Consider the following 25604-nt stretch of genomic DNA (forward strand, 5'->3'; position numbering starts at 1 on the left):
GCCCCCGACCACGTGGTCGTAGGGCATAGGGGCGAAGGCCCCCGCCCCTGCGCGAGCAAGGGCCGGGGCCGGCGTCGGTCAGCGTCCGGCGCCGAGGCGGCGCGTACGCCGGTACAGGGTGGCTCCGGCGAGGATCAGCGCACCGCTGCCGAGCGCGGCGGGCAGCGTGGAGTCCGCGCCCGTGCTGGCGAGCACCGGCCCGGTCCGCGGACCCGGCTGCGGCGGAACCGTGCGCGTCTCGGGCGTGGGGTGCGCCTTCGGCGGAGCGGGCTTCGGCGTCTCCGGGGTGGAGACCTCCGGGGTCTCCGGGGTCTGCGGGGTGCCCGGCCCGTTCACGGACGTGTTGCCGAGGGAGGGGTTGAGCACGCCGACCACGTCGACGCTGTTGCCGCTCACGTTGACCGGGAGATCGACCGGCAGCTGCACGCCGTTGCCGGAGACGACGCCCGGCGATCCCTCCGTCACCGAAGAGGCGCTGGACCCCGGGGTGCCCGAGGTGCCCCCCGCGGCGCCGTCCCCGTTGTGGCTGCCGTAGCCGCCGTCATCACTGTGGCCGTTGTGGCCGCCGTGGCCGCCGTGGCCGTGGTTGGCGCAGGAGTTGCCCGCGGCCGGGTTCAGCAGACCCACGACGTTCACCGTGTTCCCGCACACGTTCACGGGGAGGTGCACGGGGAGCTGAATGGTGTTGCCGGAGACCGCACCGGGGGACTGCGCCGCGGTGCCGTCCGCCGCGGAGTCGGCGTGCGCCGGTGCCGCCACCAGCGCGCCGGACGCGGCGGCCACGGCGATCATGCCGTTACGGGTGAGCCGTCTCATCGTTTCTGCCTTCCAGACTTGGTGCGGGCACTCGCCCGCACCGGATAAAACGCGAACACCGGGTCGGAGTTATGGCGTTTTCCTCTTTCACCCCATGGGGCGGCACGCCGGTCGAACTGACGGCAAAACCGGTCTCACAGACACACAAGCACACAAGGTGACGGACGGCGGCGCAGGGTAGCGCCCCGCAGGTCCGGACACCAGCCGGGAGGCGGGGCCCGAACGCCCCGCATAGGGTGAACGCTGGGCGCAGGTTCCGGTCCGCGACAGGCGCCCTGGAGGCACGGATGCTGGCCAAGCTGTCAACGCGGTGCGCGGCGCTGCGGCGCGGCGCGCTGCTGGGCACCGCTGTTCTCGTCCTTCTGACCGGCGGGCTGCCGGCGGCGGCCGGCGATGCCAAAGACGCGTCCCGGCCGGATCTGAGCCGGTTCTACGAGCAGAAGGTGTCCTGGTCCAGGTGCAAGGGCGACGGCATGCCCAAGGACCTGGAGTGCGGCAAGGTCACCGTCCCACTCGACTACGCCAGGCCCGGCGGCGCCACCTTGGACCTGGCGGTGGCCCGCTATCGCGCGGCCGGACACCGGACCGGGTCTGTGGTGCTGAACTTCGGCGGGCCGGGCGGGCCCGGCGTGGCCCAGCTGGCGGCGAGCGGCAAGGAGTTCATGGGGCTGACCGACAACTACGACGTGGTGTCCTTCGACCCGCGCGGCGTCGGCCGGTCCTCCCCCGTCAGCTGCGGCGACCGGGACGACGTACTGGCCATCGAGGGCTCCGCGACCGTCGACGACCCGGCGAAGGTGCTGGGGCAGTTGCGCCGGGCCGCCGCCGCCTGCGAGAAGCACTCCGGCCCGGTGCTCCGGCACATCGGCACGGTGGACGCGGCGAAGGACCTGGACGTGATACGGCAGGCGCTCGGCGACCGCAAGCTCACCTACCTGGGGTTCTCGTACGGAACCCGGCTCGGCGCGGTCTACGCGGCGCTGTTCCCCGGCAAGGTGGGCCGGATGGCGCTGGACGGCGTGGACACACTCACCGAGCCGCTGACGGAGCAGGCCCTGGTGGGGGCGCACGGTCAGCAGGTGGCGCTGGACGGCTTCGTGGACTGGTGTGTGCGGGACATCGCGTGCCCGTTCGGGCAGGACGCCCGTACGGCCCGGCAGGCCGTGGTGGACCTGGTGCGGTCCCTGGACCGCGATCCCCTGCCGACCGGGTTCGGGCGGCCGTTCACCGGTCAGGACCTGGTGGGCGCGATGGGGCAGGCGCTGTACAGCAAGGAGTTGTGGCCGTCGCTGGAGCGTGCCCTGGCCGAGCTGGTGCAGGACGGCGACGCGTCCGGCATCGCCGGCTTCTCCCTCGGCGGCTACGCCCTGCCGCTGCGGACGCCGGGGGGCGGCGGGCTGGTGGACCCGCAGGAGGTGCCGCTGGACAATCTGCCGGCAGCGCTGATGGCGATCAACTGCGCAGACGACCCCGACCGTCCGGACGCGGCCCGGCTCACCCGCGAGCTGGGCCGGATGCGGGCCGCGTTCGAGCACGCGTCGCCGGTGTTCGGACAGTTCCGGATGACGGAGGTGCTGCTGTGCTACGGCCGCCCCAAGGGGACCGATTTCATCCGTGAGCGGGTGAAGGACCTGGACACGCCGAAGATGCTGCTCGTCGGGACGCGCGGCGACCCGGCGACGCCGTACCGGTGGACGGTGGAGACGGCCGAGCGGCTGGGCCCCTCGGCGGTCGTGCTCGACAACCGGGGCGAGGGCCACACCGGGTACGCGTCGTCCAAGTGCGTGCACGGCAAGGTCGACACGTTCCTGCTGTACGGCACGCTGCCCCCGTCCGGCAGCTCGTGCGCGGCGGACACGGAGGGACGGGGGACGCGCTAGCGGGCCGTGCCGCGGGCGGGCCGTGCGACAGCGGGACCGGGACGGACGCGGCGGGTGCTACGCGCGCCGTTGCGGAACGCGGGCGGGCGTGCCGGAGTCCAGGAACGACTCCAGGGCGGCGGTGAGCTGTTCCGGTCTCTCCACCGGCAGTTCGTGCCCGGCGTCGATGACGCGCACCGTGGCGTCCGGCCAGGCGGCGGCCATCCGCAGCATCTGCCCGACCGGCAGCTGGATGTCGTGCAGTCCGTGCACCAGCAGGGTCGGGACGCGGATCTCGCCGACCCGGTCGAGGACGTCGAAGACGCGCATCGCGTCGTACAGGGTCATCACCACCTCGCGCGGGGTGGCGGCCGAGGCCCGGATGTGGGCGCGTATCTCCTCGCGCGGGTACCCGGGCGCGAAGGCGCGGCGGATGTTGGCGGCGACGAACAGTTTGAAGGGCACGCGCGTCGAGAGGGCCATCAGCAGCGCACGGCCCCGGTTGTAGGCCATGCGGCTGATGGAGTCGACGAGGACGAGCCGCTCCACGCGGTCGGGGTGGGCGAGGGTGAGGGCCTGGGCGGTCATGCCGCCCATGGAGTGGCCGATCAGGACGCAGCGCCGGATGTCCAGGTGGTCGAGGAGGGCGAGGACGTCGGCGGCCACGTCGTCGATGGTGGGCAGTCCGGAGCCCGTGCTGTCGCCGTGGCCGCGCAGATCGAGGCGGACCACGCGGCGGGTGCGGGAGAAGTGCGCGGTCTGGTGGTCCCAGCGGTGCCGGTTCGCGGTCCAGCCGTGGACGAACACCAGGGGCGTGGCGTCGCCGTCGCGGGGGCCTTCGTCGTCGTACGTCAGTCTCGCGCCGTCGACGTCCAGGTGCGGCATGGGCTTCTCCAGGGTGCGGGCGGGGCGGCGGCAGAGGAACCACGGCGGTGACCGAAGGGGTCACCGCAGCGGCCACCATTGTGGTTACCGGCCGGTAGCGTACTGCTCCGCCCGACGTACGTCACCAGGCCCGAAATAACCCTCTCGCTCCCGAATGCCCGAAAGGCGATTCACCCGTATGGTGCTGCTATGGAGCACGCACTCAGTCCCGCGACCCTCGCCGAACTGCGCCGTCCGCGGCCCTATCCCGCGGTGTCCGTGCTGACGCCGACGCACCGCCGCGACCCCCTGAACCCCGAGGACCGCCTCCGGCTGCGCAACGCCGTGGCCGAGGCGAAACGTCAACTGGAGTCCGATCCTGCGGTGTCCCGGGAACGCCGGGCCGACGTCGTGCAGGAACTCGACCGGGCGCTGAGCGAGGTCGATCTCGCGCACGCCGAGGACGGCCTGGTGATCTTCGCCGCGCCGGGCGAGCACCAGGTGTGGTCCCTGGGACGCCCGGTGCCCGAGCGGGTGGTGCTCTCGGACACCTTCCTCACCCGCAACCTGGTGTCCGCGCACGCCGCCGAGCAGCCCTTCTGGGTGCTGTCGGTGTCGGCGGACCGTGTGACCCTGTGGGGCGGCGGCGCCGACCGCGTGACCGAGGACCACGCCGGCGGCTTCCCGATGAACCGCAGCAGGCCCAACTTCGACGCGGAGCGGCAGGAACGCATCGGCGACCAGCCGAGCACCTTCCGCGACGAGGGCACCCGGCAGTTCCTGCGCGAGGCCGACACGGCGATGACCGCCGTCCTGCGCGACGACCCGCGGCCCGTGTACGTCACCGGCGACCAGGCCGCGCTCGCCCTGTTCGACGAGGTGGGCAGCGTCGCCAAGGGCGCGGTGCACATCCGGCACGGCGGGCTCGCGCACACCGGCCCGGAGGCCGTGTGGCAGGCGGTGCGCCCGGTCCACGAGGGCGAGCTGCGCAGGGCCGCCGAGAACGTGGCGCGCGAACTGACCGCGGCGCGCAGCAGGCGGACGTACGCGGCCGGTCTCGACGAGGTCTGGCGCAGCGCCCGTGAGGGCCGGGTGCGGCTCCTCGCCGTCGAGGAGAACCACAAGGTGACGGTCCGTGATCTGGGGGACCATCTGGAGCCTGCCGGGGACGAGGATCTCGACGCCCGCCAGGACATCGTCGACGAGATCGTGGAGCAGTGCCTGGAGACCGGGGCGGAGGTACGGTTCGTCCCCGACGGCATGCTGGAGGACGCGGAGGGGATCGCCGGGGTGCTCCGCTACTGAGCCCGCCCGCGCCGCAGCCGCTCTTGACGGCCGTGCGAGGCTGGGGGCCGGTACGGAGGGAGTGCGGTGAGCGATCTGCTGGGGGTGGCCGTCCTCGGGGCCGGCCATATGGGAGCGGACCACATACGGCGTCTGGACCGGGTGGTGAGCGGGGCGCGGGTGGTCGCCGTCGCCGACCCCGACACCGCCCGCGCGAAGGAGGCCGCGGCCGGTGTCGACGGGGTGACCGTGCACGCCGACACGGAGGCCGCCCTGGACGCGCACGGTGTGCAGGCGGTCCTCGTCGCCTCGCCGGGGCCCGCGCACGAGGAGGCGCTGCTCGCGGCGTTCGCCCGCGGGCTGCCGGTGCTGTGCGAGAAGCCGATGGTGCCCGACCCCGCGGGTGCGCTGCGGGTGGTGGTGGCCGAGGCCCGGCTGGGGCGGCGGCTGGCGCAGATCGGGTTCATGCGCCGGTACGACTCCGAGTACGCGCGTCTGAAGGCGCTGCTGGACAGCGGCCGGCTCGGCCGCCCGCTGATGCTGCACTGCACGCACCGCAACGTCTCCTCGCCGCCCGGTTTCACGAGCGCGATGCTCATGGACAGCTCGGTGTCGCACGAGATCGACGCGGCACGCTGGCTGCTCGGCGAGGAGCTGACAGCCGTCCGAGTCGTGCGCCCGCGCCCCTCGGGCGGCGCTCCGGCGGGGCTGGCGGACCCGCAGTTCGTGCTGTTCGAGACCGAGGGCGGCGCCCTGGTCGACGTGGAGGTCTTCGTCAACTGCGGCTTCGGCTACCAGGTGCGCTGCGAAGCGGTGTGCGAGGCGGGCAGCGCGCGCATCGGCGAGGACCACGGCGTGCGGGTCGCGCACGCGGGCGCGGACACCACGGGGATACCGCAGGACTATCTCGTACGGTTCGCCGACGCCTACGACCGCGAGGTGCAGGCCTGGGTGGACGCCACCCGGCACGGCCGGGTCACGGGGCCCTCGGCGTGGGACGGGTACGCGGCGTCCGTGGCCGCCGAGGCGGGGGTGCGGTCGCTGGAGACCGGGCAGCGGGTGACGGTGGAGCCGGGCGAGCCGCCCGCGCTGTACCGGGCCTGACGGCACGGCCGGCGAAGGGCCCCGCACAGGCCTGAACAGATGACCGGCGAACATCTGGACGAGTCGCGGCGGGGCAGCCGAGGGACCGTCAAGTGCCTTACGTGGACTACCATTTGAGATCTTCGACACCCGATGCGGCCCACGTACGGCAGTTCACCCGGGAAGACTCTGGCATATGCCGCATGCATCACCGTATCGTGTGTCGCCGAATCCCTTACGCGGCGTCGCGGGCTGTGCAACAGTCGTAACGGCCCACCCGTCCGCCCTGGTCGTACCGTCCCCGCATCGGAGTGCGTCATGCCGTCCCATCTCTCTGCGGACCGCCCAGCCGCCCAGCCGCCCGGGCGCGGCTCGGTGGACGCGCTGATATCGCAGACGCGGCGACTCAAGGGCGAGATGGACGCCGTACGACGGGATGCGCACAGCGGCGACGGGACGGACCCCCAGGAGCGGTGGCAGCGGGCGCTGTACGACCTCGCCCTCCACCAACTGGAAGACCTCGACGCCCACCTGGCCCAGCTGCGGGACGGCCCCCCGCCCGGCCCCGAGGCGACGGCGGACGACGGCTCGGACGACGCGCTGCTGACCAGAGTGGGCAGCGCCGAGTGGAATCTGCTCACCGACGAGGCGTCCTGGTCGGCGGAGCTGTACCGCATCCTCGGGCGTGCCCCGACCGCTCCCCCGCTCACCCTCGACGAACTGCCCTCCGTGGTGCTGGAGGAGGACCGGCCCGCGCTGACCGCGATGGTCACCGACTGCCTCGTCGACGCCCGGCCGATCGACGGGGAGTTCCGCATCGTCCGCCCCGACGGCGAGGTGCGGACCGTGCACATGATGGGCGAACCCGTGCTCGACGCGGACGGCGCCACCGCCTCCATGTGGGCGGTGCTGCGCGACGTCAGCGCCCTGCGCCGCAGCGAGGCGGCGGTGAGCGAGACCCGTGACTCGCTCCGCCGCCACCGGCAGCGCGCACGGACCGAGCAGCGGGTCGCGGTCGAGCTGCAGGAAGCCGTGCTCCCCCCGTGGCGCGGCTCCCTGCGGCTCCCGGACGAGGGACCCGGCAGCCTCGACATCGCCGGCCACTATCTGCCGGCGACCGTCGACGCGCTGGTCGGCGGGGACTGGTACGACGCCGTCGCACTGACCGACGGCGACACCCTGCTCAGCGTCGGCGACCTCACCGGACACGGCCCCACCGCCACCTCGAACATGGCCACACTGCTCGGCGCCGTCCGCGGCATGGCCATGGCCGGCACCGGGCCCGGCCGACTGCTGGGGCTGCTCAACGAGCTGCTCGACACCACGGTCCAGCCCGCCCTCGGCAGCGCCCTGTGCTGCCGCTACCGGCCCGCGACCCGCACCCTGACCTGGGCGCAGGCCGGACACCCCGCCCCGCTGCTGTTCCGCGACGGGACGGGACGCCGGCTCGACCCGCCGGACGGTGTCCTGCTCGGCGCCACCCCGGGCGCCTCCTACGGCGAGGCCGAGGAGAGCCTGCGCGCGGGCGACCTGCTGGTGCTGTACACCGACGGGCTGCTGCGGCACCGTGACCGCGACACCGCCGCACCCCTCCTCCTCGGCCTGGCCCCCAGGCTCGCCGGGGCACGCACCGCACAGGACTGCGTCCGGGTCGTGATGGAGGAGGTCGAGGAGACCCGCCCAGGCGAACGGGAGGACGACGCCTGCCTGCTGGTGGCGAAAGTGACGTCCTGACCGGCGCGGACGACACCGTGAGGCGAGCGCGCGGGGCGCCGCACCCGTCGACGGCGCCCCCGTCGGGACACCTCGCCGAGGTCCCGGCCGGCGCGCGACAGCGCACAGAACTCCCTTCCCGGCACCCCGGGGCCAGGAGGCTCACGCCTGCGCGCTCGCGCCGCCGCCCCGGCCCCCTTTCGCCTTCGGCAGGGCCAGCATGATCTCCTCGCGCAGCTGCTGGATCCGCGGATAGTTCGCGTACTCCGCGGTCAGCCGGTACATCTCCCGCAGCCGGTCCCAGGTGCGGCGCGAGGAGTTGGAGCCCATCGACATCAGCGCCAGCCGCGCGTACCGGTCCGCCTGCTCGGGATCGTCCGCGATGAAGCATGCCGACGCCATCGACAGATGGTCGAAGATCTTCGACCGCTCCCGGCCGTCGTTGCGCAGCGCCAGCGCCTTCTCCGCGTAGTACTGCGCGTGCGCCGCCGCACCCGGCTCGTGCTCCGCCAGCGTGCGGTACGCCAGGGCCTGCATACCGTACAGATCCTCGTCCTTGAAGGTCTGCATCCAGTTGGGCAGTTCCTCGGTGTGGGTACGGTCGGAGACGAACAGGTCCTCCGCCTGGCCGAGGGTGCGGCGCATCGCCTGCCCCTTGCCCATGGACGCCTGCGCCCACGCCTCGATGGTGTGGAACATCGCCCGGGTGCGCGGCAGCAGCCGGTCCCCGGAGCCGGACTGGGCGAGCTTCATCAGATCCAGCGCCTCGTCCGGCCGGCCCAGATGCACCATCTGCCGTGCGGCCCGCGACAGGGCCTCGCCGGCGCGGGGCCGGTCACCGCCCTCCCGGGCCGCGTGCGCGGCGATGACGAAGTATTTCTGCGCGGTGGGCTCCAGGCCCACGTCGTGCGACATCCAGCCCGCGAGGACGGCCAGATTGGCGGCCACCCCCCACAGGCGGCGCTGAAGGTGAGGGGGGTGCCGGTAGGCGAGCATGCCGCCCACCTCGTTGAGCTGCCCCACCACCGCCTTGCGCTGGAGACCGCCGCCGCGGGCGGCGTCCCAGGCCCGGAACACCTCGACGGAGCGCTCCAGTTCCTCGATCTCCTCGTACCCGATGGGGGCCGCCTCGTAGCGGTCGAACCCGGCGGGATCGGCATGGAGGGGACGGTCGACGACCGGAGCGTCGGCGGACAGGGCCGGATCGGTGTGGAGCCAGTCGTGCATGGCGCTGCTGAGTGCGGAGCCCGCGGCGAGCGCGGCACCCGCGCCCACCAAGCCGCGTCGGTTGAGCATGAGGTCCATTCCCGTGAATTCGGTGAGGACCGCGGCGGTCCGCTCGGGCGCCCACGGCACTCCGTCGGGATGCTCTGCGCTCCCGTCGCCCTGCCGTTTCCCCGCACGCCCGCGCCGGACCAGTCCGAGATCCTCGATGGTCACGACACGGCCGAGACGCTCGGTGAACAGCGCCGCCAGCACCCGCGGCACCGGATCGCGCGGGATCTCCCCCACGTCGATCCACCGCCGCACCCGCGAGGTGTCGGTCGCCAGCTGGGGGTGGCCCATGGCCGCCGCCTGCTTGTTGACCAGCCTCGCGAGCTCTCCCTTGGACCAGCCGGCCAGGCCGAACAGGTCCGCGAGTCGGGTGTTGGGTTGTCCGCTCACTCAAGCCCCCAGGTTCTCGGCTGAGTTGACAGTAGCCCCGGGCAAGGTGCCGGGCGACTATTCGCCAGGGTTCGCCAGGGTCCGCCAGATGGTGTGCCACCGGCCCACGGGTGTCAGGTAGGAACGCGCCACCCCGACCCGGTCGCCACCCGGTCGCGAACTCGCGAACGGGCGCATTCCCCAGGGTGCACCCGGCGGCCGGGCCGGGGCAGCGTTTCGACCCGCAGGCACGAGAAGGGATCTGTTTCGCCCATGTACGCAGCATCGTCCTCCGTGTCCGCCCCGCCCCGGCCGCTGCGCCCCCGTCCCACGGGCACCGGCCCCTACCTGGACCCCGTGCGCCCCGCCGCCCCCGTCCTCGGAGCGGGCCTCGGCCGGCGCCCCGAGCGGCCCGGCGGCCAGCCGCTCAGCGGGCGGCTCGACCTGTCCGGCCCGCAGGGCGCCCAGCTGCGTACGGCGATCGCCTCGGTGCACCGCATCTGCCCGGAGTTCGCCCCGGTGCAGGTGCTGCGCCGCAGCGGACGCTCCGTGCTGCTGGTCGGCACGACGGGGCGCACCACGGCCGTCGCCAAGTGTTTACTCGACAACTCCCCCGTGTGGGCGGAACGGTACCGGCACGAGATAGCGGCATATCGCACGTTCGTCCGGCACCGGCCCCCGGTGCGCGCGCCGCGGCTCATCGCGGCGGACCCGGACAACGGCACGCTGATCGTGGAGCGCACGGCGGGCCGTGTGGCGGCACTGCAGCGGCACCCGGTGGAGGCCCCGCCGCGGACGGACATCCGGGCGGCGCTGGCGGCGATCTGCCGGCTCAACACCTGGCGGCCTCCGGCGGGCACGTTCGACGCGCCGCTGGACTACGCGGCGCGGATCGCCCGCTACCACGAGCTGGGCATGCTGACCGACCGGGACCTGGGCGACCTGCAGAAGCTGCTGCACGGCATCGCGCACGCCGCGGGCCGCGGCGGCATGGGCCAGTTCAACCACGGGGACGCGCTGCTGTCGAACATCCTGCTGTCGCCCGCCGGTCCCGTGCTGCTCGACTGGGAGCACGCGGGCTGGTATCTGCCCGGGTACGACCTGGCGACGCTGTGGTCGGTCCTCGGGGACGCGCCGGTGGCCCGGCGTCAGATCAGCCAGCTCGCGCAGGCGTCGGGCCCTGCGGCACGGGACGCGTTCCTGGTGAATCTGATGCTCGTCCTGACGCGTGAGATCCGCACCTACGAGACGGCCGTGCAGCGTTCGATGCACGAGGCGCCCCCCGCCTCCCCGCAGGGTGCCGCGCCGTCCGGTGAGGAGCTGCGGCTGCTGCTGCGGCGGCTGCACGACGACTGCCAGCTGGTGCGGCGCGCGGTGCGGGCCGCGGTCGGCACCCGCTGAGACGCACGGAGGAACAGAGCCGCGGAGCGGACCCGTGGCACGCCGGTCACCCGGCGCGCCACGGGTCTTTTCGCGTTCCGGCCGTACGGCCACCACGCCTGCGCCGGTCCCGTCGTGCACGCTGACCTCTTCGGTTCCGTGCCCGGTGTACGCGGACGGTTCAGGGGTTTCGGGTCCGGCGCACGCGTCCGGCTCGTGGGTTTCGTGTCCGCCGTACGACCGCCTCATTGGTGTAGTCCGGTGACGCGCCGCAGGCCCGCCGCGCGCCGCCGCGAAACTCGCCGAGTGCCTCGCTGACATGGGAAATCGCCGGGTCGTGGGCATGATTGACGGATCGTCGGACAGCCGGTACCACTGACCGGGTTCGGCCCCGCACGCCCCGCCAGCCCCACGCCTCAGGAGGCCGCATTGCGAGGATCCGTCACCACCCCCACGTCCGCCCCCGGCCGCAGACCGGCGCGGACCGCCGCCCGCGCGGTCGCCTCGGCGGCGCTGCTGCTGCCGCTGCTCGCCGCCGCGCCCGCCCCCGCCGGCACCTCAGGCGGAGGGCTCCAGCGGGCCTTCGCCACCGCTGCCGCCGAGTACCACGTGCCGCAGAGCGTCCTGCTCGGCGTCTCCTATCTTCAGTCCCGCTGGGACGGGCACGCCGGCGCGCCCAGCGTGACGGGCGGCTACGGCCCCATGCATCTCACGGACGCGCGCACCGCGCTGGCGTCCGTGCCGCACCACAGCGAGGGCACGGAGGACGCCCGCGGCGACGACGCCCGCCCCGCCCCGCACCCCACGGGCAGGACCGCCGGACCCGCCGTGCTGCCCGCCCGGCTGGAGACCCTGCCGAAGGCGGCCCGCCTGACCGGCATCCCCGCCGAGCAGCTGCGGACCGACGAGGCCGCCAACATCGCGGGTGGCGCCGCCCTCCTGGCCGCGGCCCAGCGGGAACTGGGCGAGCCGCTGAGCGACGACCCGGCCGACTGGTACGGGGCGGTGGCCCGCTTCTCCGGCGCCGACGACACGGCGACGGCGGCTGCGTACGCGGACGACGTGTTCGAGGTGATGCGCAAGGGCGCGGAACGCGTCACGGACACCGGGCAGCTGATCGCCCTGGCCGCGCGGCCCCGTCTGGCCCCGGACACGTCGCAGTTGTCCCGCACGGGCCTGCGGGCACCGGCGAAGGGGAACACCGAGTGCCCGCCGTCGGTGTCGTGCGAGTGGATCCCGGCGCCGTACGAGGAGTTCGGGGACGGCGACTACGGCAACCACGACGTCGGCGACCGGCCGGCCTCGCAGCGCATCCGGTACATCGTCGTCCATGACACCGAGGGCGGCTGGGACGGTGTGCTCGACCTGGTGCAGGACCCGACGTACGTGTCCTGGAACTACTCGCTGCGCTCCACGGACGGCCATATCGCCCAGCATGTGAAGGCGAAGGACGTGGCCTGGCACGCGGGCAACTGGTACATCAACGCAGAATCGATCGGCCTGGAGCACGAAGGTTTCCTCGCACAGCCGGACGCCTGGTACACGGAGGCCATGTACCGTGCGTCGGCGCGGCTGGTGAAGTATCTCGCGGACCGGTACGACATCCCGCTGGACCGGCAGCACATCCTCGGTCATGACACGGTGCCCGGTCCGACGACGTCCTCGGTGCCCGGCATGCACACCGACCCCGGCCCGTACTGGGACTGGCGGCACTACTTCGAGCTGCTGGGCAAGCCTCTGCAGCGGGGGGGCGGGCGCGCCGCCGGCGACGTCGTGACGATCCTTCCCGCGTACGCGGCGAACCGGCCGGTGTACACGAGCTGCACCGGTGCCGGCACGACCTGCCCGGCGCACGGGTCGAGCGCGGTGCGCCTGTACTCCGACCACGACGAGAACTCCGCCCTGATCAAGGACATCGGGCTGGGTTCGACGCCGACGACCGGGGTGAACGACCTGTCCTCGCGGGTCTCCACGGGCCAGCAGTTCGCGGTGGCGGACCGGTGGGGGGAGTGGACGGCGATCTGGTACCTCGGCCAGAAGGCGTGGTTCCGCAACCCGAAGGGGCAGCCGACGGCGGTCTCCTCGACGGGCCGTCTGGTGACGCCGAAGGACGGCCTGGAGAGCGTCCCGGTGTACGGGCGTGCCTACCCGGAGGCGTCGGCGTACCCGGCGGGTGTGCCGGCGCAGGCGGTGTCGCCGCTGCCGTACAAGCTGCTCGCGGGGCAGAGGTACGTGGCCGGTGACAAGGTGCCCGGCGAGTACTACTACGCGGTCACCTACACGACGGACTCCCACCGGGTCGTGATCGGCAAGGACCTGTACTACGAGATCCAGTTCGGGCACCGGATCGCGTTCGTGCGCGCGGCCGACGTGCGCGTGGTGCCGTCGGCCGGGTGACGTCGGTCGCGTGACGCGGGGACCCGGCCCCTGGAGGGGCGGGGTCTCAGCCCTGCTGGAACAGTTCCGCCGGGAGCGGCTTCAGCAGGGCGTACAGGTCGTCGGTGATGGGGCGGTCCCAGGCGGCGATGGTGACGAGGACGTTGTCGCTGCGGTCGAACTGGACGCAGGAGATCCGGGACTCGGACAGCTTCAGCCGGCGCACGATGAGGAGGTTGTCGCCCTGCATGACCGGCACGTCCTCGGTGCCGACGACGGTGACCTCCTCGTCGTTCTCCAGCGCGAGCAGCAACTGGGCCACCTCGAAGGGGATCTCGCCCTCGGCGGTCTCGCGGGCCGGGGAGCCCTCGGGGAGGTTGCCGATGATCATCGCGGGGCCGCGACCGCCGAAGAGGTCGTAGCGCAGGAAGACGCCCTGGCAGCTGCCGTCGGGGGCGGGGAGCAGGCCGGCGCCGAGGTTTCCGGGCCAGTCGCTCGGGTCCATGGCCAGGACGTCGAAGTCGGGGCCTGCGGGGGTGGCGCTGCGGCGGCGGAGGAACGACATGCCGCCAAGGATACGGCGTGCCGCGCTGCCGTGGGTCCGTGGGAGCGGCGCGGGCGGCACGGCCGTCGCGCGGGGGCGGCGCGCCCTCGCGGAGGGTTTGGTTCCGCCGCTGCCGGCGGTGGCGGGCCTCCCGCTCGGGTGGTGCGGGGCGGTCCGCCAGGCCGGCCCGGCGCGGGGACGGTTCCGGGCGGGCACGGCGAGGGTGGTGCGTCCGCGGGGTCGCGCCCGGTGTCCCCGGCCCGGGCCGTCGGTCGGAGCCGGGCCGGGTCAGGTCAGGTCAGGTCAGGTCAGGTCGAACTCCCCTTTCCGTGCGCCCGACATGAACGCGCCCCATTCGGCGGGGGTGAAGATCAGGGACGGGGCCTCCGGGCGACCGCTGTTGCGCATCGCGACGAACCCCTCCACGAAGGCGATCTGGACATCTCCCAGCCCTTGGCTGCTGGACTGCCACTCGGCGTTGCTCAGGTCCAGGTCCGGCTTGTCCCAGCCTTTGAGCGGCTGCTGCTGGGCGGTGGTCTCGGCCACGTCCGTACTCCTCCCGCATCCGTCGTCCGCGGCCAGACTAGCGATCGTCTCCCCCTGCCGACAGGCCGCGTGAGGGGACTTCCGGCGGCCGGGGGCACCCGTGTCCCTCCTGCCCCGGGCGCGGTCCGAACCGGCGATGTCGCGGCGGCCTCGGGAGCGCGGCGGCCGTGTCCGGCCCGGTCCGGGGCGGGCCGGACACGGCCGGGATCACGCGGTGCCGTCGAGGAAGGCGAGGACGCGGGCGGTGAACTCCTCGGGGTCGTCCAGCCACGGGTAGTGTCCGGCGCCCGGCTGCACGGTGAGCCGGGCGTGCGGGAACGCCTCGGCGGTGCGCCGGGCCAGACCGGGGGTGGGCCCGCCGTCCAGTTCGCCGGCGAGGAGCAGGACGGGTGCGGTGAGCCGGGTCAGGGCGGCGCGCAGGGCCGCGGGGTCGAGGGCGTTGTCGATGCCCTCGTAGTAGCGGTCGGACGGGTCGTCGGGGGTCTGCTCCGGTTCTGCCGCCGCGTGGGCGCGGGCGGTGTCGTCCCAGCGGCCGTAGAAGAACGGGGTGACGTCGTCGTCGTAGTCGGCCTCGCCCGCGAGCCACGCCCGGTACTTCGGGTAGGCCTGGTCGAACCAGGGTTCGCTCGTCCGCAGCCGGGCCGCCGCCAGCCGGTCCTCGGGGGTGGCGCACAGGCCGAGCGGGCGTACGGCGGTGGTGATCAGGGCGAGCCGGGAGACGCGCTCGGGGTGGCGGGCGGCGTACAGCGTGGCGAGGCTGCCGCCCGCGGAGTGGCCGAGCAGGTCCATGCGTTCCAGGCCGAGGTGGGCGCGGAAGGCCTCCACGTCGTCGACGAGGCGGTCGACGCGGTAGGTGGCGGGGTCGGCGGCGGGAGCGGAGTCGCCGGTGCCGCGCAGGTCGAGCAGGTGCAGTCGGCGGTGGGCGGCGAGCCCGCCGAGGTCGCCCAGGTAGGCGGAGGCCCGCATGGGGCCGCCGGGGAGGACGACGAGGGGTGCGCCGTCGCCGAGGGCGTGGTGGGCGAGTGCGGTTCCGTCGGGTGCGGTGAGCGTCGGCATGCGGCCGATCTTGGTGGCGGGGGCGGGTGCGCGGCAATCGGTTTGCGGGGCCTGTGCGGTCGTACGGCACGGACGCGCATTCGAGGGGCGCGGGCCGTCAAGGGCCGGTCGGGCGAGAAAGTGGGCACCTGCCTCTTGCGTCCGGGCCGGAGGCCTGGATTACTGATCCCAGCAAACGACCGAATGATCGGTCGCCCGGATTGGCATGGTTGGTGAGGGAGACGTCCCTATGGCGGATGCGACGAGGGATCTGCTGGACGACGGGGAGCGCCTCGGCGTCGCGGAGCTGCGTGAGCTGCAGCTGGAGCGGCTGCGGGCGTCGCTGCGGCACGCGTACGCGAACGTGCCGTTCTACCGGGAGTCCTTCGACAAGGCGGGTGTGCACCCCGACGACTGCCGGTCCCTGGCCGATCTGGCCCGCTTTCCGTTCACGGTCAAGGCGGACCTGCGGGAGAACTACCCGGACGGTCTGTTCGCCGTGCCGCGGGAGCGCATCCGGCGGCTGCACGCCTCCAGCGGCACCACGGGGCGGCCCACGGTCGTCGGGTACACGGACGCGGACCTGTCGATGTGGGCCGACATGGTGGCCCGGTCGATCCGGGCGGCCGGCGGGCGCCCCGGCGACACCGTGCACATCGCGTACGGGTACGGCCTGTTCACCGGCGGGCTCGGTGCGCACTACGGTGCGGAGCGGCTGAGCTGCACGGTGGTCCCGGCGTCCGGCGGCATGACCTCCCGGCAGGTGCAGCTGATCCAGGACCTGAAGCCGCGGATCATCATGGTGACGCCGTCGTACATGCTCACCCTGCTCGACGAGTTCGAACGTCAGGGCGTCGATCCGCGGGGGACCTCGCTGGAGGTGGGGATCTTCGGTGCCGAGCCGTGGACGGAGGAGATGCGCCGGGAGATCGAGGAGCGGTTCGGGATCGACGCGGTGGACATCTACGGCCTGTCGGAGGTGATCGGGCCGGGCGTGGCGCAGGAGTGCGCGGAGACCAAGGACGGCCTGCACATCTGGGAGGACCACTTCTACCCGGAGGTCGTCGACCCGATCACCGGGGAGGTGCTGCCGGAGGGCGAGGAGGGGGAGCTGGTCTTCACCTCTCTGACCAAGGAGGCGATGCCGATCGTCCGCTACCGGACGCGGGATCTGACCCGGCTGCTGCCGGGCACCGCCCGGGCCTTCCGGCGGATGCGGAAGGTCACCGGCCGCAGCGACGACATGGTCATCCTGCGCGGGGTGAATCTGTTCCCCACGCAGATCGAGGAGATCGTGCTGCGCACGCCGGGTGTGGCCCCGCACTTCCAGCTGCGGCTGACCCGCGAGGGCCGGCTCGACGCGCTCACCGTGCGGGCGGAGGCTCGCCCCGGTGCCGGGCCGGAGGTGCGCGAGGAGGCCGCCCGGTCCATCGCGGCGGCCGTGAAGGACGGCATCGGCGTGTCGGTCGGGGTGGAGATCGTCGAACCGGAGTCGCTGGAGCGGTCGGTGGGCAAGATCCGCCGCATCGTGGATCTGCGCCCGCGCTGACGGGCGGAACGCACGGCGGCGGCCCGGTCGCGGAACGGTGCGGGGTCGCAGCAGGCGATGCGCCGGGCGGCGGCGCGGCCCTCGCCGAGGAGGTCCCACAGGTCCTCGGTGGTGATGCGGCCGGGGGTGAGAACCCGACCCCGGTGACGCGGCGCCCCCTCGTGCGGGGACGTCTCCCGGGCCGTTCGGCGTTCTCAGTCGTCGTCGGCGTCGTCCCCGCCGCGGCTGCGGCGGCTGCCGCCCAGTGCGCGGACCGCTCCCCCCGCGCCCCGGGTCAGGGCGGCCATGACGCGGACCCAGCGGGGTCCGCCGCGCTCGGCCCACACCACGCACACACAGCCGAAGACGGCCGCGGCCAGCACGCCGAGCAGAATCACCAGGGCCATGGTCTCCCCACATCCGTGTCCGTTCCCGTGGTGGACCGATCATCCCAGGCCGGGGCGGGCGTCCGGTGCGCGGGGAGCCGGCGGGTCGGCCCGCGCCGGGCGCGGCGGTGAGGTGGGGTCAGGTGGCCGGCGGGGGCGTCGCGGCAAGCCGGTCCCGCAGCTCCCGCTTGAGGATCTTGCCGCTGGCGTTGCGGGGCAGCGCGTCGGTGAAGACCACGTGCTTCGGCGCCTTGAACGCGGGGAGCGTCTGCCGGACGTGGGCGATCAGCTCCTCCTCGGTGACATCGCGGCGCGGTACGACGACGGCCGTGATCGCCTCGATCCACTTGTCGTCGGGCAGGCCGATCACGGCGGCCTCGGCGACGGCGTCGTGCGCGTACAGCGCGTCCTCGACCTGCCGCGACGCCACCAGCACACCACCGGAGTTGATGACGTCCTTGACCCGGTCGACGACGGTGAAGTAGCCGTCTGCGTCGCGGACGGCGAGGTCGCCGGAGTGGAACCAGCCGCCGCGGAACGCCTCCTCGGTCTCCCGCGGCTTGTCCCAGTAGCCCTCGCACAGCTGCGGGGAGCGGTAGACGATCTCACCAGGGGTGCCGTCGGGCACGTCCTTGCCGTCCTCGTCGACGACGCGGGCGTCCACGAACAGCACCGGCCTGCCGCAGGAGTCCAGGCGGCCCTCGTGCTCGTCGGGGCCGAGCACGGTGGCGAGCGGGCCGATCTCGCTCTGCCCGAAGCAGTTGTAGAACGCCAGGCGCGGCAGCCGGGCGCGCAGCCGCTCCAGGACCGGCACGGGCATGATCGACGCGCCGTAGTACGCCTTGCGCAGCCCGGTCAGGTCCCGGCTGTCGAAGTCGGGGCGGTCGGCCAGGCCGATCCACACCGTGGGCGGCGCGAACAGACTGTCGCAGCGGCCGGCTTCGATCAGGTCGAACAGCCGGTCGCCGTCGGGCGCGTCGAGCACGATGTTCGTGGCGCCGACGGCCAGGTAGGGCAGCAGGAAGACATGCATCTGCGCCGAGTGGTACAGCGGCAGCGCGTGCACGGGCCGGTCCCCGGCGCTCAGGTCCAGCGCGGTGATGGCGCTCAGATACTCGTGGACGAGGGCCCGGTGCGTCATCATCGCGCCCTTGGGCAGCGCGGTCGTGCCGGAGGTGTACAGCAGCTGCGCCAGGTCCTCGGTGCGCGGTTCGGGCCCGTCGTACGGCGCCGTGCGCGCGAGCCGGTCGAGCAGCGACCCGTCGGCGTCCCGCAGCGGCAGCGTCCGTACGGTCGCGGGCAGCCGGTCCGCGATGCCGGGGTCGGCGAGGACCAGTGAACTGCCCGACTGCTCCACGAGATAGGTGAGGTCGTCGCCGGTGAGGTTGTGGTTGACGGGCACGTGCACCAGGCCCGCGCGGGCGCAGGCCAGGAAGGCGATCAGATACGCGTCGGAGTTGTGCCCGTAGGCGGCGACCCGGTCGCCCGGGGCGAGGCCCTCGTCGATCAGGGCGGTCGCGGCGCGCGAGACGGCGTCGTCGAGTTCCTCGTACGTCCAGGATCGGTCGCCGTACTCGAGGGCGACCCGTGCGGGCGTGCGGTGGGCGCTGCGGCGCAGCACCCCGTCGACGGTGCTGCCGTGTCCGGGCTTCATGCCTGGTGATCCTGGGCCCGCCGCACGCCCCGGTCAAGGACCGGGACCGGAATCCGATCGGGCGTCATCTCGCCCTTCGTACCTGTCACATACCGAGGGGTACGCTCAACCGCTCCTTCCCTCGACCCGGCGCACGCCCGATGGCCCGGACGCTGCCGGCGTACTCCCGGTCCCCGAACCCGGACCCGCCGCACCGCAGCGACCGGACGCGGCTGTTCTGCGAGGGCCGGCGGGTGGTGTCCCGGTTCTGCGAGAAGGACATCCCCGCCTCGCCGACGCTGCGGGTGGTACGGGGGGAGCCGGGACGCCTGACCCGCGGCGGTACGGCCGGGCGGCGCGGGGCACGGCCCGCGCGGACCGGCCTGCGGGACGCCGAAGGCCGCCCGGCTGCGCCGTGTGGCGTCCGGTCCCCCTGCCGTACCGGCTCCCGCGCGTTACCGTGGGCGCGTGATGTCCGAAACCTCCGGTTCCGAGGAGTGGAGCGGGTCGCCCGGCGACACCACGGCCGCGCTCGCCGTCCTCGGCGACGAGTCCCGGCGGCGCCTGTTCGAGTACGCGCGGAGGGCGGGGCGGCCGGTGACGCGGGACAAGGCGTCGGCGGCCGTCGGGATCTCCCGCAAGCTGGCCGGTTTCCATCTGGACAAGCTGGTGGCCGCGGGACTGCTCCGGACCGGGCACGCGCATCGCGGTGCGCGCCGCGTGGGACGGGCGGCGAAGGTGTACGAGCCGAGCCCGCGGACGCTGCGGATGAGCCTGCCGCCCCGCCGGCACGAACTGCTGTCGTCGCTGCTGTCGGAGACGGTGACCGCGCACCGCCCGGACGAGTCCGCCCGTGAGGCGGCGGTGCGGCTGGCCCGGGAGCGGGGCGAGGAGCTGGGGGCGGAGGCCCGCGGCGCGGATCTGATCGCGTTCCTGCGGTCGCTCGGTTTCGAGCCGGCCGACGCGGGCGGGGGCCGGACCGTGCTGCACACGTGCCCCTTCCATCCGAGCAGCGCCCACTCCGCGCATCTCGTGTGCGGCATGAGCCACGCCTTCCTGCGCGGCTGTCTCGCCTCGTCCGGCCACGACAGGACCACCACGGCGGTGCTCGCCCCGCTCCCCGGCCGGTGCTGCGTGGAACTGCGCACGACGGACCGCCCGGACGGCGCCCCGGACACGGTCGGCCCTGCCCCGGACGCCGACGGCCCGCCCTGCGCCCGGGACCTCCGTCCGTGAGGCGCTGCTGACGGGGTGTCAGCGGTGCGCCCCCGGCGCCGGCCGCAGCCCGAGCCACTGGTCGGCGTCCCAGGCGCAAAACCGCTCCGCCCCGGCGAAGCCCAGGCGTGCCGCGAGCCGCAGCGAGGCGGTGTCGGCGGGCTGCGTGGCCAGGGCCACGGGCTCTCCAGGGCCGTCGAGCCGGTCGAGGGCCGCCGAGCAGGCCTCGCGGGCGTAGCCGTGTCCCCAGGCGTGCGGCGGGAACAGACAGCCGAGGTCGATCCTGCCGACGGCGGACGGGCAGTGGTGCTCGGTGACCCTGCGGAGCGGGATCCGGCCGGTCATCGTCCCGTCGTGTTCGACGGCGAAGCTGCCGGGCCGCCGCCCGGGTACGGCGGGCATCTCCCGTTCCAGCTCGTCCAACGGGCGGGCGCCGCCGAGGCAGGTGTGCACCTCCGGTGAGGCGCACAGCTCGACGAAGGCGGGGCGGTCCCCGGCCTCGGGGCGCGCAGCCCCAGCCGCTCGGTCTGAGAGGGGCGGGCGGCCGGGCGACGTCCGCAAGGTCGGTCATTCGGGTCAGCCGACCAGCGGCCCGGGGCGGCGGTCAAGGTGCGTGTCCGGCCTCGGCCGCCGCCCGTTCGGGGCCGCGGGAAAGGGTCAGGTCGCGTCCTGCTCCAGGACGGCCATCGCCGCGTTGTGGCCGGGCACGCCGCTGACCCCGCCGCCGCGCACGGCGCCCGCGCCGCACAGCAGGACGTTGGGGTGCCGGGTCTCCACGCCCCACCGGCCGGTGCCGTCCTGGGCGTACGGCCAGGACAGTTCCCGGTGGAAGATGTTGCCGCCGGGCAGCCCCAGGTCGCGCTCCAGGTCCAGCGGGGTCTTCGCCTCGATGCAGGGGCGGCCGTCGGCGTCCGTGGCGAGGCAGTCGGTGATCGGCTCTGCGAGGTGCGCGTCCAGCTGGGCGAGGGTCGCCTTCAGCAGCTCCTCGCGGGCGGTGTCGTTGTCGGCGGCGAACAGCCGGGCCGGGGTGTGCAGGCCGAACAGGGTGAGCGTGTGCCAGCCCCGCTCGACCAGCTCGGGCACGAGGATCGTCGGGTCGGTGAGGGAGTGGCAGTAGATCTCCGACGGTGGCGCGGAGGGCAGCTCGCCCGCGGCGGCCTGCGCGTGCGCGGCGGCCAGCTCCTCGTACCCCTCGGCGATGTGGAAGGTGCCGGAGAACGCCTCGCGCGGGTCCACGGACCGGTCCCGCAGCCGGGGCAGCCGCTTCAGCAGCATGTTCACCTTCAGCTGGGCGCCCTCCGCGGGCGCGGGCGGCTCGTCACCGGTCAGCTCGGCGAGGGCGTGCGGCGAGGCGCCGACCAGCACGTGCCGGGCGACGACCGTGCCCTCGCCGTCGGCGGTCCGGAACGTCACCTCGGCCTCACGGCCGTCGGTGCGGACACGGACCGCCTCGTGCCCGGTGGCGAGGTCGGCGCCCGCGGTGCGGGCCGCTGCGGCGAGGGCGTCGGTGAGGGCGCCCATGCCGCCGACGGGGACGTTCCAGTCGCCGGTCCCGCCGCCGATCACGTGGTACAGGAAGCAGCGGTTCTGCTTCAGGCCGGGGTCGTGGGCGTCGGCGAAGGTGCCGATCAGGGCGTCGGTGAGGACGACGCCGCGCACCAGGTCGTCGGTGAAGCGGTCCTCGATGGCGACACCGATGGGCTCCTCGAACAGGGTGCGCCAGGCGTCCTCGTCGTCCACGCGGGCGCGCAGTTCGGCGCGGGTGGGCAGCGGCTCGGTCAGCGTGGGGAACACCTTGCGGGCGACCCTGCCGGTCATGCCGTAGAAGCTCTGCCAGGCCCGGTACTCGCGGTCGCTGCCGGTCAGCCGGGCGAACGCCTCGCGGGTGCGCTGCTCGCCGCCGCCCACCAGCAGCCCGGTCGGCCGCCCGTCCCGTTCGGCGGGCGTGTACGAGGACACGGTCCGCGCCCTGACCCGGAAGTCCAGGCCGAGGTCCCGCACGATCTTCGCGGGCAGCAGGCTCACCAGGTACGAGTAGCGGGACAGACGGGCGTCGACACCGGCGAACGGCCGCGTGGACACCGCGGCTCCCCCGGTGTGCGCGAGCCGTTCCAGGACGAGCACGGACCGGCCGGCGCGGGCCAGGTAGGCGGCGGCGACGAGGCCGTTGTGTCCGCCGCCGACGACGACGGCGTCGTAGCGGCGGTGCTTCTCGGGTGCGGGCATGATCCTTGGTAACACGGGTCGCGTACGACGGCCAGAGGGCGCACGCCCGGGCTCTCCGTGCGCCTTCCCGCCACCGTGCGCCCTGCCTCGGCCCGTGGGGTGCGGTCGTCGGCCGTGCCCGGGAGGGCTCTCCGTCGTCGGGGCGCCGCGTCCTGCCTGCGAGGTGTTCGCGCCGTACGGGTCGCGGGGGCCTGCGGGCCGGCGGCCGTACGACGGTCTCCGGCGGCGCCGCCGGTGCGGGGCGGGCGGGGCCGGTGCCGTGCCCGGATCCGGCGGGACCGAGGCCCCCTAGGCAGCTCTGCCGCCGCCCGGTAGTTTTCGGGTCCGCCGTGCGGGGCGATGAGGGGGACGGTGCGGAATGGGGGGTGCGGTGCGGGAGTTCGGCGTGCCGCCGCTGGAGGCGGTTCCGCGGGCGGGGGGCCTGGCGGACTCGGTGTACGAGGTGGCGCAGTGCGATCCGCGGCTGGTGCAGCTGTCCCGGCGCGGACCGGACGGCGAGACCTGGCAGCCGGTCACGGCGGCACAGTTCCGCGACGAGGTGACCGGCCTGGCGAAGGGGCTGCTGGCCGGGGGTGTGCGGTTCGGTGAGCGGGTCGCCGTGATGGCGCGCACCCGCTACGAGTGGACGCTGTTCTGCTACGCGCTGTGGGCGGTCGGCGCCACCGTCGTGCCCGTCTACCCGACCTCCTCTCCCGACCAGGTGCGGTGGATCCTCACCGACGCGCAGGCGACGGCCGTCGTGGTGGAGAGCGAGGATCACGTGATGACGGTGGGTGCCGCCTGCGACGGTCTGCCGCTGCACGCCGTCTGGGAGCTCGACGCCGGCTGTGTGGCGGAGCTGACGGCGCTGGGCCGGGATCTGCCGGACGCCGAGGTGCACCGGCACCGGCGGGTCGTCACGCCGGACTCGGTCGCCCTGCTCGCGTACACCTCGGGCACGACGGGCCCGCACCCCAAGGGCTGTGTGATCACGCACGCCCATCTGGCGGTCGAGTGCGACACCCTCCTCGCCTGCTGGCGGGACGTGCTCGCCCAGCAGGGCGAGCAGCCGTCCGTGCTGGCGTTCCTGCCGCTGTCGCACATCTACGGGCTGATGGTGCAGGTGGTGTGCCTGCGCGGCGGGGTCCGGCTCGGTCATCAGCCCGACCTGGCGCCGGCCGCGCTGCTGCCCGCCCTCGCCTCGTTCCGGCCGACGTACCTGTTCGCCGTGCCGTACGTCTTCGAGAAGCTGTACGACGGGGCCCGCCGCACGGCGCAGGAAGCCGGGCGGGGCAAGCTGTTCGACCGGGCGGCGGCGGTCGCGGTACGGCACGCCGAGGCCGAGCAGCGGCGCCACCGCGGCGAGGGCCTCGGGCCGGGGCCGGTGCTGCGTGCCGTGCACGCCGCGTTCGACCGTCCGGTGTACGCGCGGCTGCGGGCCGCTCTCGGCGGGCGGGTGCGGCACGCCAGTTCGGGCGGATCGACCCTGGACCGGGAACTCGGGCTGTTCTTCGCCGGGGCCGGCATCGTCATCCACGACGGGTACGGGCTGACGGAGACCACCGCCGCCGTCACCGTCCAGCCTCCGGGCCGGCCCCGGTTCGGCACCGTGGGCCGGCCGCTGCCGGGCTGCGCGGTGCACATCGCGGCCGACGGGGAGATCTGGGTGCGCGGCGACGTCGTCTTCTCCGGCTACCACCGCGACCCGGGGGCCACCGCGGCTGTGCTGCGGGACGGCTGGTTCGCGACGGGCGACACGGGCCGGCTCGACGAGGACGGCTTCCTCACGATCACCGGCCGCAAGAAGGACATCATCGTCACCAGCGGCGGGAAGAGTCTCAGCCCGCAACTGCTGGAGCAGCGGCTGCGCCGGCATCCACTGATCTCCCAGTGCCTGGTGGTCGGCGACTCGCGGCCGTTCGTCACGGCCCTGATCACCCTGGACGCCGAGGCGGCCGAGCACTGGCGGCGGGAGCGCGGCCGGGGCGTCCTCGCCGGCCGGGAAGCGGCCGTCGACCGGGCGCTGCACGCTGAGATCCAGCGGGCGGTGTCCATGGCGAACAGCGCGGTGTCACGGGCCGAGTCGATCCGCGCGTTCCGCGTCCTGCCCGGCGAGTTCAGCACGGCGGACGGTCTGCTGACACCGTCTTTGAAGCTGCGGCGGGGAGCGATCGAGCGGGCGTACGCGGCGGAGATCGAGGAGCTGTACGCGAACTCCTGAGGGCGCACCCGGGCCGAAGCCGCGGGGGCCGGGCGGGGACAGGTGTGCCGCGCAGGGCCGAAGGGGCGCGCGGTGCGGCGGTCAGCGGCCGGCCGTCGGGCCCGACCGGTGAGCCGTCGGGCCCGACCGGTGAGCCGCCGCCGTACGCCGGTCCAGCGCGGCGGCCTCGGCTGCGCGGCCGAGCTGCCGCAGACAGTGGGCCTCGTCGCCGCGGCCCGCCAGGGTGTCGGGGTGGGCCGGTCCGAGGACGCGTTCGCGGGCATCCGCCACCCTCCGGTACTCCGTCAGGGCGTCGGCCCAGCGGCCGAGCCAGCCGAGGGCGGCGGCGATCTCGCGGCGGCTCACGAGGGTGTCGGGGTGGTCGGGGCCGAGGATACGCTCGCGGATCGCGCACACGTCGCGGGCCTCGGCGAGGGCCTCCTCCCAGCGGCCGAGCCGGCCGAGGTTGACGCCCAGGGCGTGGCGGGCGCGCAGGGTCTCGGGGTGGGCGGGGCCCTGGACGCGGGTGCGGTCCTCGACCAGCCCGCGGTGGAGGCTCAGCGCCTCCGCGCCGCGGCCGAGGCGGCCGAGGCTGATGCCGGTCTCGTAGCGGGCCGCGAGGGTGTCGGGGTGGTCGGGGCCGAGGACGCGGGCACGCGCCTCGGTGACCTCGCGGTAGGCGTGCAGGGCCTCCTCCCAGCGGCCCAGCTGGCCGAGGACGTAGGCGACCTCGTAGCGGGTGACGAGCGTGTCGGGGTGCTCGGGGCCGAGGACGCGGGCCCGGGCCCGCGCGACCTGGAGGGCCGTACGGTACGAGTCCCCGGGCCGGCCGAGCCGGCTCAGGGCGACGGCGAGATTGTGCCGGCAGCGCAGGGTGTCGGGATGGTCGGCGCCCATGGTGCGCTCCCGGTCGGCGAGGACCGACACGTACACCTGGTGGGCGTCGCGGTGGCGGCCCAACCGGCCCAGCACGTAGGCCATCTCCTGCCGGGTGGCGAGGGTGTCGGGATGGTCGGGTCCGTACAGGCGGGTGCGGGCCGCGGCGACGTGCTTGTAGGCCTGCAACGCGTCGGCGGCGCGGCCGGTGCGGCTCAGGGCGAAGGCGATCTCGTGGCGGCTGGCGAGGGTGTCGGGGTGGTCGGGGCCGAGCAGTCGCTCCCGCTCGGCGGCGACGGCCCGGTGCACGTCCCCGGCCTCCGCCCAGCGCCCGAGTCGGCCGAGGACCAGCCCGGCCTCGTGCCGGGCGGCCAGCGCACGCAGGCGCGCGGCGCCGGGGGCGGGGGCGTCGGGGGC

19 protein-coding genes and 1 pseudogene are annotated in these 25604 nt (G+C 74.2%); 9 read left to right on the forward strand and 11 right to left on the reverse strand.

The features are described from left to right. Positions 1–78: 78 nt before the first annotated feature. Entirely contained in the window at positions 79–816 is a 738-nt protein-coding gene (locus MTQ10_RS09395) for a chaplin (protein WP_247464527.1), read from the reverse strand. Positions 817–1103: 287 nt separating this feature from the next. Between MTQ10_RS09395 and MTQ10_RS09400 the strand changes: the two genes are divergently transcribed. Continuing rightward, positions 1104–2696 carry an alpha/beta hydrolase gene (locus MTQ10_RS09400; RefSeq protein WP_247464529.1) on the forward strand — a complete coding sequence of 531 codons (1593 nt, stop codon included), beginning with the start codon at positions 1104–1106 and terminating at the stop codon, positions 2694–2696. A gap of 57 nt (positions 2697–2753) precedes the next feature. Here the strand turns inward: MTQ10_RS09400 and MTQ10_RS09405 are convergent, their stop codons facing one another. Next, positions 2754–3560, reverse strand: coding sequence for an alpha/beta fold hydrolase (locus tag MTQ10_RS09405; RefSeq protein WP_247464531.1), 807 nt, complete (start codon positions 3558–3560; stop codon positions 2754–2756). 189 nt (positions 3561–3749) lie between these two features. Here MTQ10_RS09405 and MTQ10_RS09410 point away from each other — a divergent pair, with 189 nt between their 5' ends. From MTQ10_RS09410 to MTQ10_RS09420, 3 genes are all read left to right on the forward strand, one after another. Beyond that, positions 3750–4844, forward strand: a complete 1095-nt coding sequence (locus tag MTQ10_RS09410) for a baeRF3 domain-containing protein (RefSeq protein WP_247464533.1) — start codon at positions 3750–3752, stop codon at positions 4842–4844. Positions 4845–4910: 66 nt separating this feature from the next. After that, positions 4911–5927: a Gfo/Idh/MocA family protein gene (locus MTQ10_RS09415; RefSeq protein WP_247464536.1), complete on the forward strand. Its 1017-nt coding sequence runs from the start codon at positions 4911–4913 to the stop codon at positions 5925–5927. Positions 5928–6224: 297 nt separating this feature from the next. Next, a complete protein-coding gene (locus MTQ10_RS09420) occupies positions 6225–7640 on the forward strand; it encodes a PP2C family protein-serine/threonine phosphatase (protein WP_247464538.1) in 1416 nt (471 codons plus the stop codon). Positions 7641–7781: 141 nt separating this feature from the next. Here MTQ10_RS09420 and MTQ10_RS09425 read toward each other — a convergent pair whose 3' ends face one another. After that, positions 7782–9284: a DNA-binding protein NsdB gene (locus tag MTQ10_RS09425; protein WP_247464539.1), complete on the reverse strand. Its 1503-nt coding sequence runs from the start codon at positions 9282–9284 to the stop codon at positions 7782–7784. Positions 9285–9536: 252 nt separating this feature from the next. On the opposite strand from MTQ10_RS09425, the gene MTQ10_RS09430 reads away from it, so the two are divergent. Continuing rightward, positions 9537–10664, forward strand: a complete 1128-nt coding sequence (locus tag MTQ10_RS09430) for an aminoglycoside phosphotransferase family protein (RefSeq protein ID WP_247464541.1) — start codon at positions 9537–9539, stop codon at positions 10662–10664. A gap of 408 nt (positions 10665–11072) precedes the next feature. Beyond that, entirely contained in the window at positions 11073–13040 is a 1968-nt protein-coding gene (locus tag MTQ10_RS09435) for an N-acetylmuramoyl-L-alanine amidase (RefSeq protein WP_247464543.1), read from the forward strand. Positions 13041–13086: 46 nt separating this feature from the next. Here MTQ10_RS09435 and MTQ10_RS09440 read toward each other — a convergent pair whose 3' ends face one another. The 3 genes from MTQ10_RS09440 to MTQ10_RS09450 all read right to left on the reverse strand — a co-directional run bounded on the left by MTQ10_RS09440 (position 13087) and on the right by MTQ10_RS09450 (position 15165). Continuing rightward, positions 13087–13584: a hypothetical protein gene (locus tag MTQ10_RS09440; RefSeq protein ID WP_247464545.1), complete on the reverse strand. Its 498-nt coding sequence runs from the start codon at positions 13582–13584 to the stop codon at positions 13087–13089. A 282-nt stretch (positions 13585–13866) separates the two neighbouring features. Further along, positions 13867–14109 (reverse strand): DUF397 domain-containing protein, encoded by a 243-nt coding sequence (locus tag MTQ10_RS09445; protein ID WP_247464548.1) that lies wholly within the window; start codon positions 14107–14109, stop codon positions 13867–13869. A 207-nt stretch (positions 14110–14316) separates the two neighbouring features. After that, the gene (locus MTQ10_RS09450) at positions 14317–15165 is read right to left on the reverse strand and encodes an alpha/beta fold hydrolase (RefSeq protein ID WP_247464549.1); all 849 of its coding nucleotides are present in this window, start codon (positions 15163–15165) and stop codon (positions 14317–14319) included. A gap of 229 nt (positions 15166–15394) precedes the next feature. Between MTQ10_RS09450 and paaK the strand changes: the two genes are divergently transcribed. Then, positions 15395–16693, forward strand: a complete 1299-nt coding sequence (gene paaK / locus MTQ10_RS09455; RefSeq protein ID WP_247464551.1) for a phenylacetate--CoA ligase PaaK — start codon at positions 15395–15397, stop codon at positions 16691–16693. 194 nt (positions 16694–16887) lie between these two features. On the opposite strand, the gene MTQ10_RS09460 is transcribed toward paaK, so the two are convergent. Together MTQ10_RS09460 and MTQ10_RS09465 are read right to left on the reverse strand one after the other, a co-directional pair. Then, positions 16888–17079, reverse strand: a complete 192-nt coding sequence (locus MTQ10_RS09460; RefSeq protein ID WP_247464553.1) for a hypothetical protein — start codon at positions 17077–17079, stop codon at positions 16888–16890. Between the two features lie 118 nt (positions 17080–17197). Further along, a complete protein-coding gene (locus MTQ10_RS09465; protein WP_247464556.1) occupies positions 17198–18712 on the reverse strand; it encodes an acyl-CoA synthetase in 1515 nt (504 codons plus the stop codon). Between the two features lie 450 nt (positions 18713–19162). On the opposite strand from MTQ10_RS09465, the gene MTQ10_RS09470 reads away from it, so the two are divergent. Further along, positions 19163–19927, forward strand: a complete 765-nt coding sequence (locus tag MTQ10_RS09470) for a helix-turn-helix transcriptional regulator (RefSeq protein WP_247464559.1) — start codon at positions 19163–19165, stop codon at positions 19925–19927. An 18-nt stretch (positions 19928–19945) separates the two neighbouring features. Here MTQ10_RS09470 and MTQ10_RS09475 read toward each other — a convergent pair. Both MTQ10_RS09475 and MTQ10_RS09480 read right to left on the reverse strand, forming a co-directional pair. Then, positions 19946–20477, reverse strand: a pseudogene (locus MTQ10_RS09475) (GNAT family N-acetyltransferase). Positions 20478–20563: 86 nt separating this feature from the next. Further along, a complete protein-coding gene (locus tag MTQ10_RS09480; RefSeq protein WP_247464561.1) occupies positions 20564–22132 on the reverse strand; it encodes a phytoene desaturase family protein in 1569 nt (522 codons plus the stop codon). Between the two features lie 358 nt (positions 22133–22490). Between MTQ10_RS09480 and MTQ10_RS09485 the strand changes: the two genes are divergently transcribed. After that, a complete protein-coding gene (locus MTQ10_RS09485) occupies positions 22491–24332 on the forward strand; it encodes an AMP-dependent synthetase/ligase (RefSeq protein WP_247464564.1) in 1842 nt (613 codons plus the stop codon). An 81-nt stretch (positions 24333–24413) separates the two neighbouring features. Here the strand turns inward: MTQ10_RS09485 and MTQ10_RS09490 are convergent. Further along, positions 24414–25604 (reverse strand): tetratricopeptide repeat protein (locus MTQ10_RS09490; protein ID WP_247464567.1); only part of this gene is annotated, 1191 nt, incomplete at its 5' end.

This window comes from Streptomyces sp. XM83C (genome assembly GCF_023072675.1).
GTDB classification, from domain to species: Bacteria; Actinomycetota; Actinomycetes; order Streptomycetales; family Streptomycetaceae; genus Streptomyces; species Streptomyces thermocoprophilus.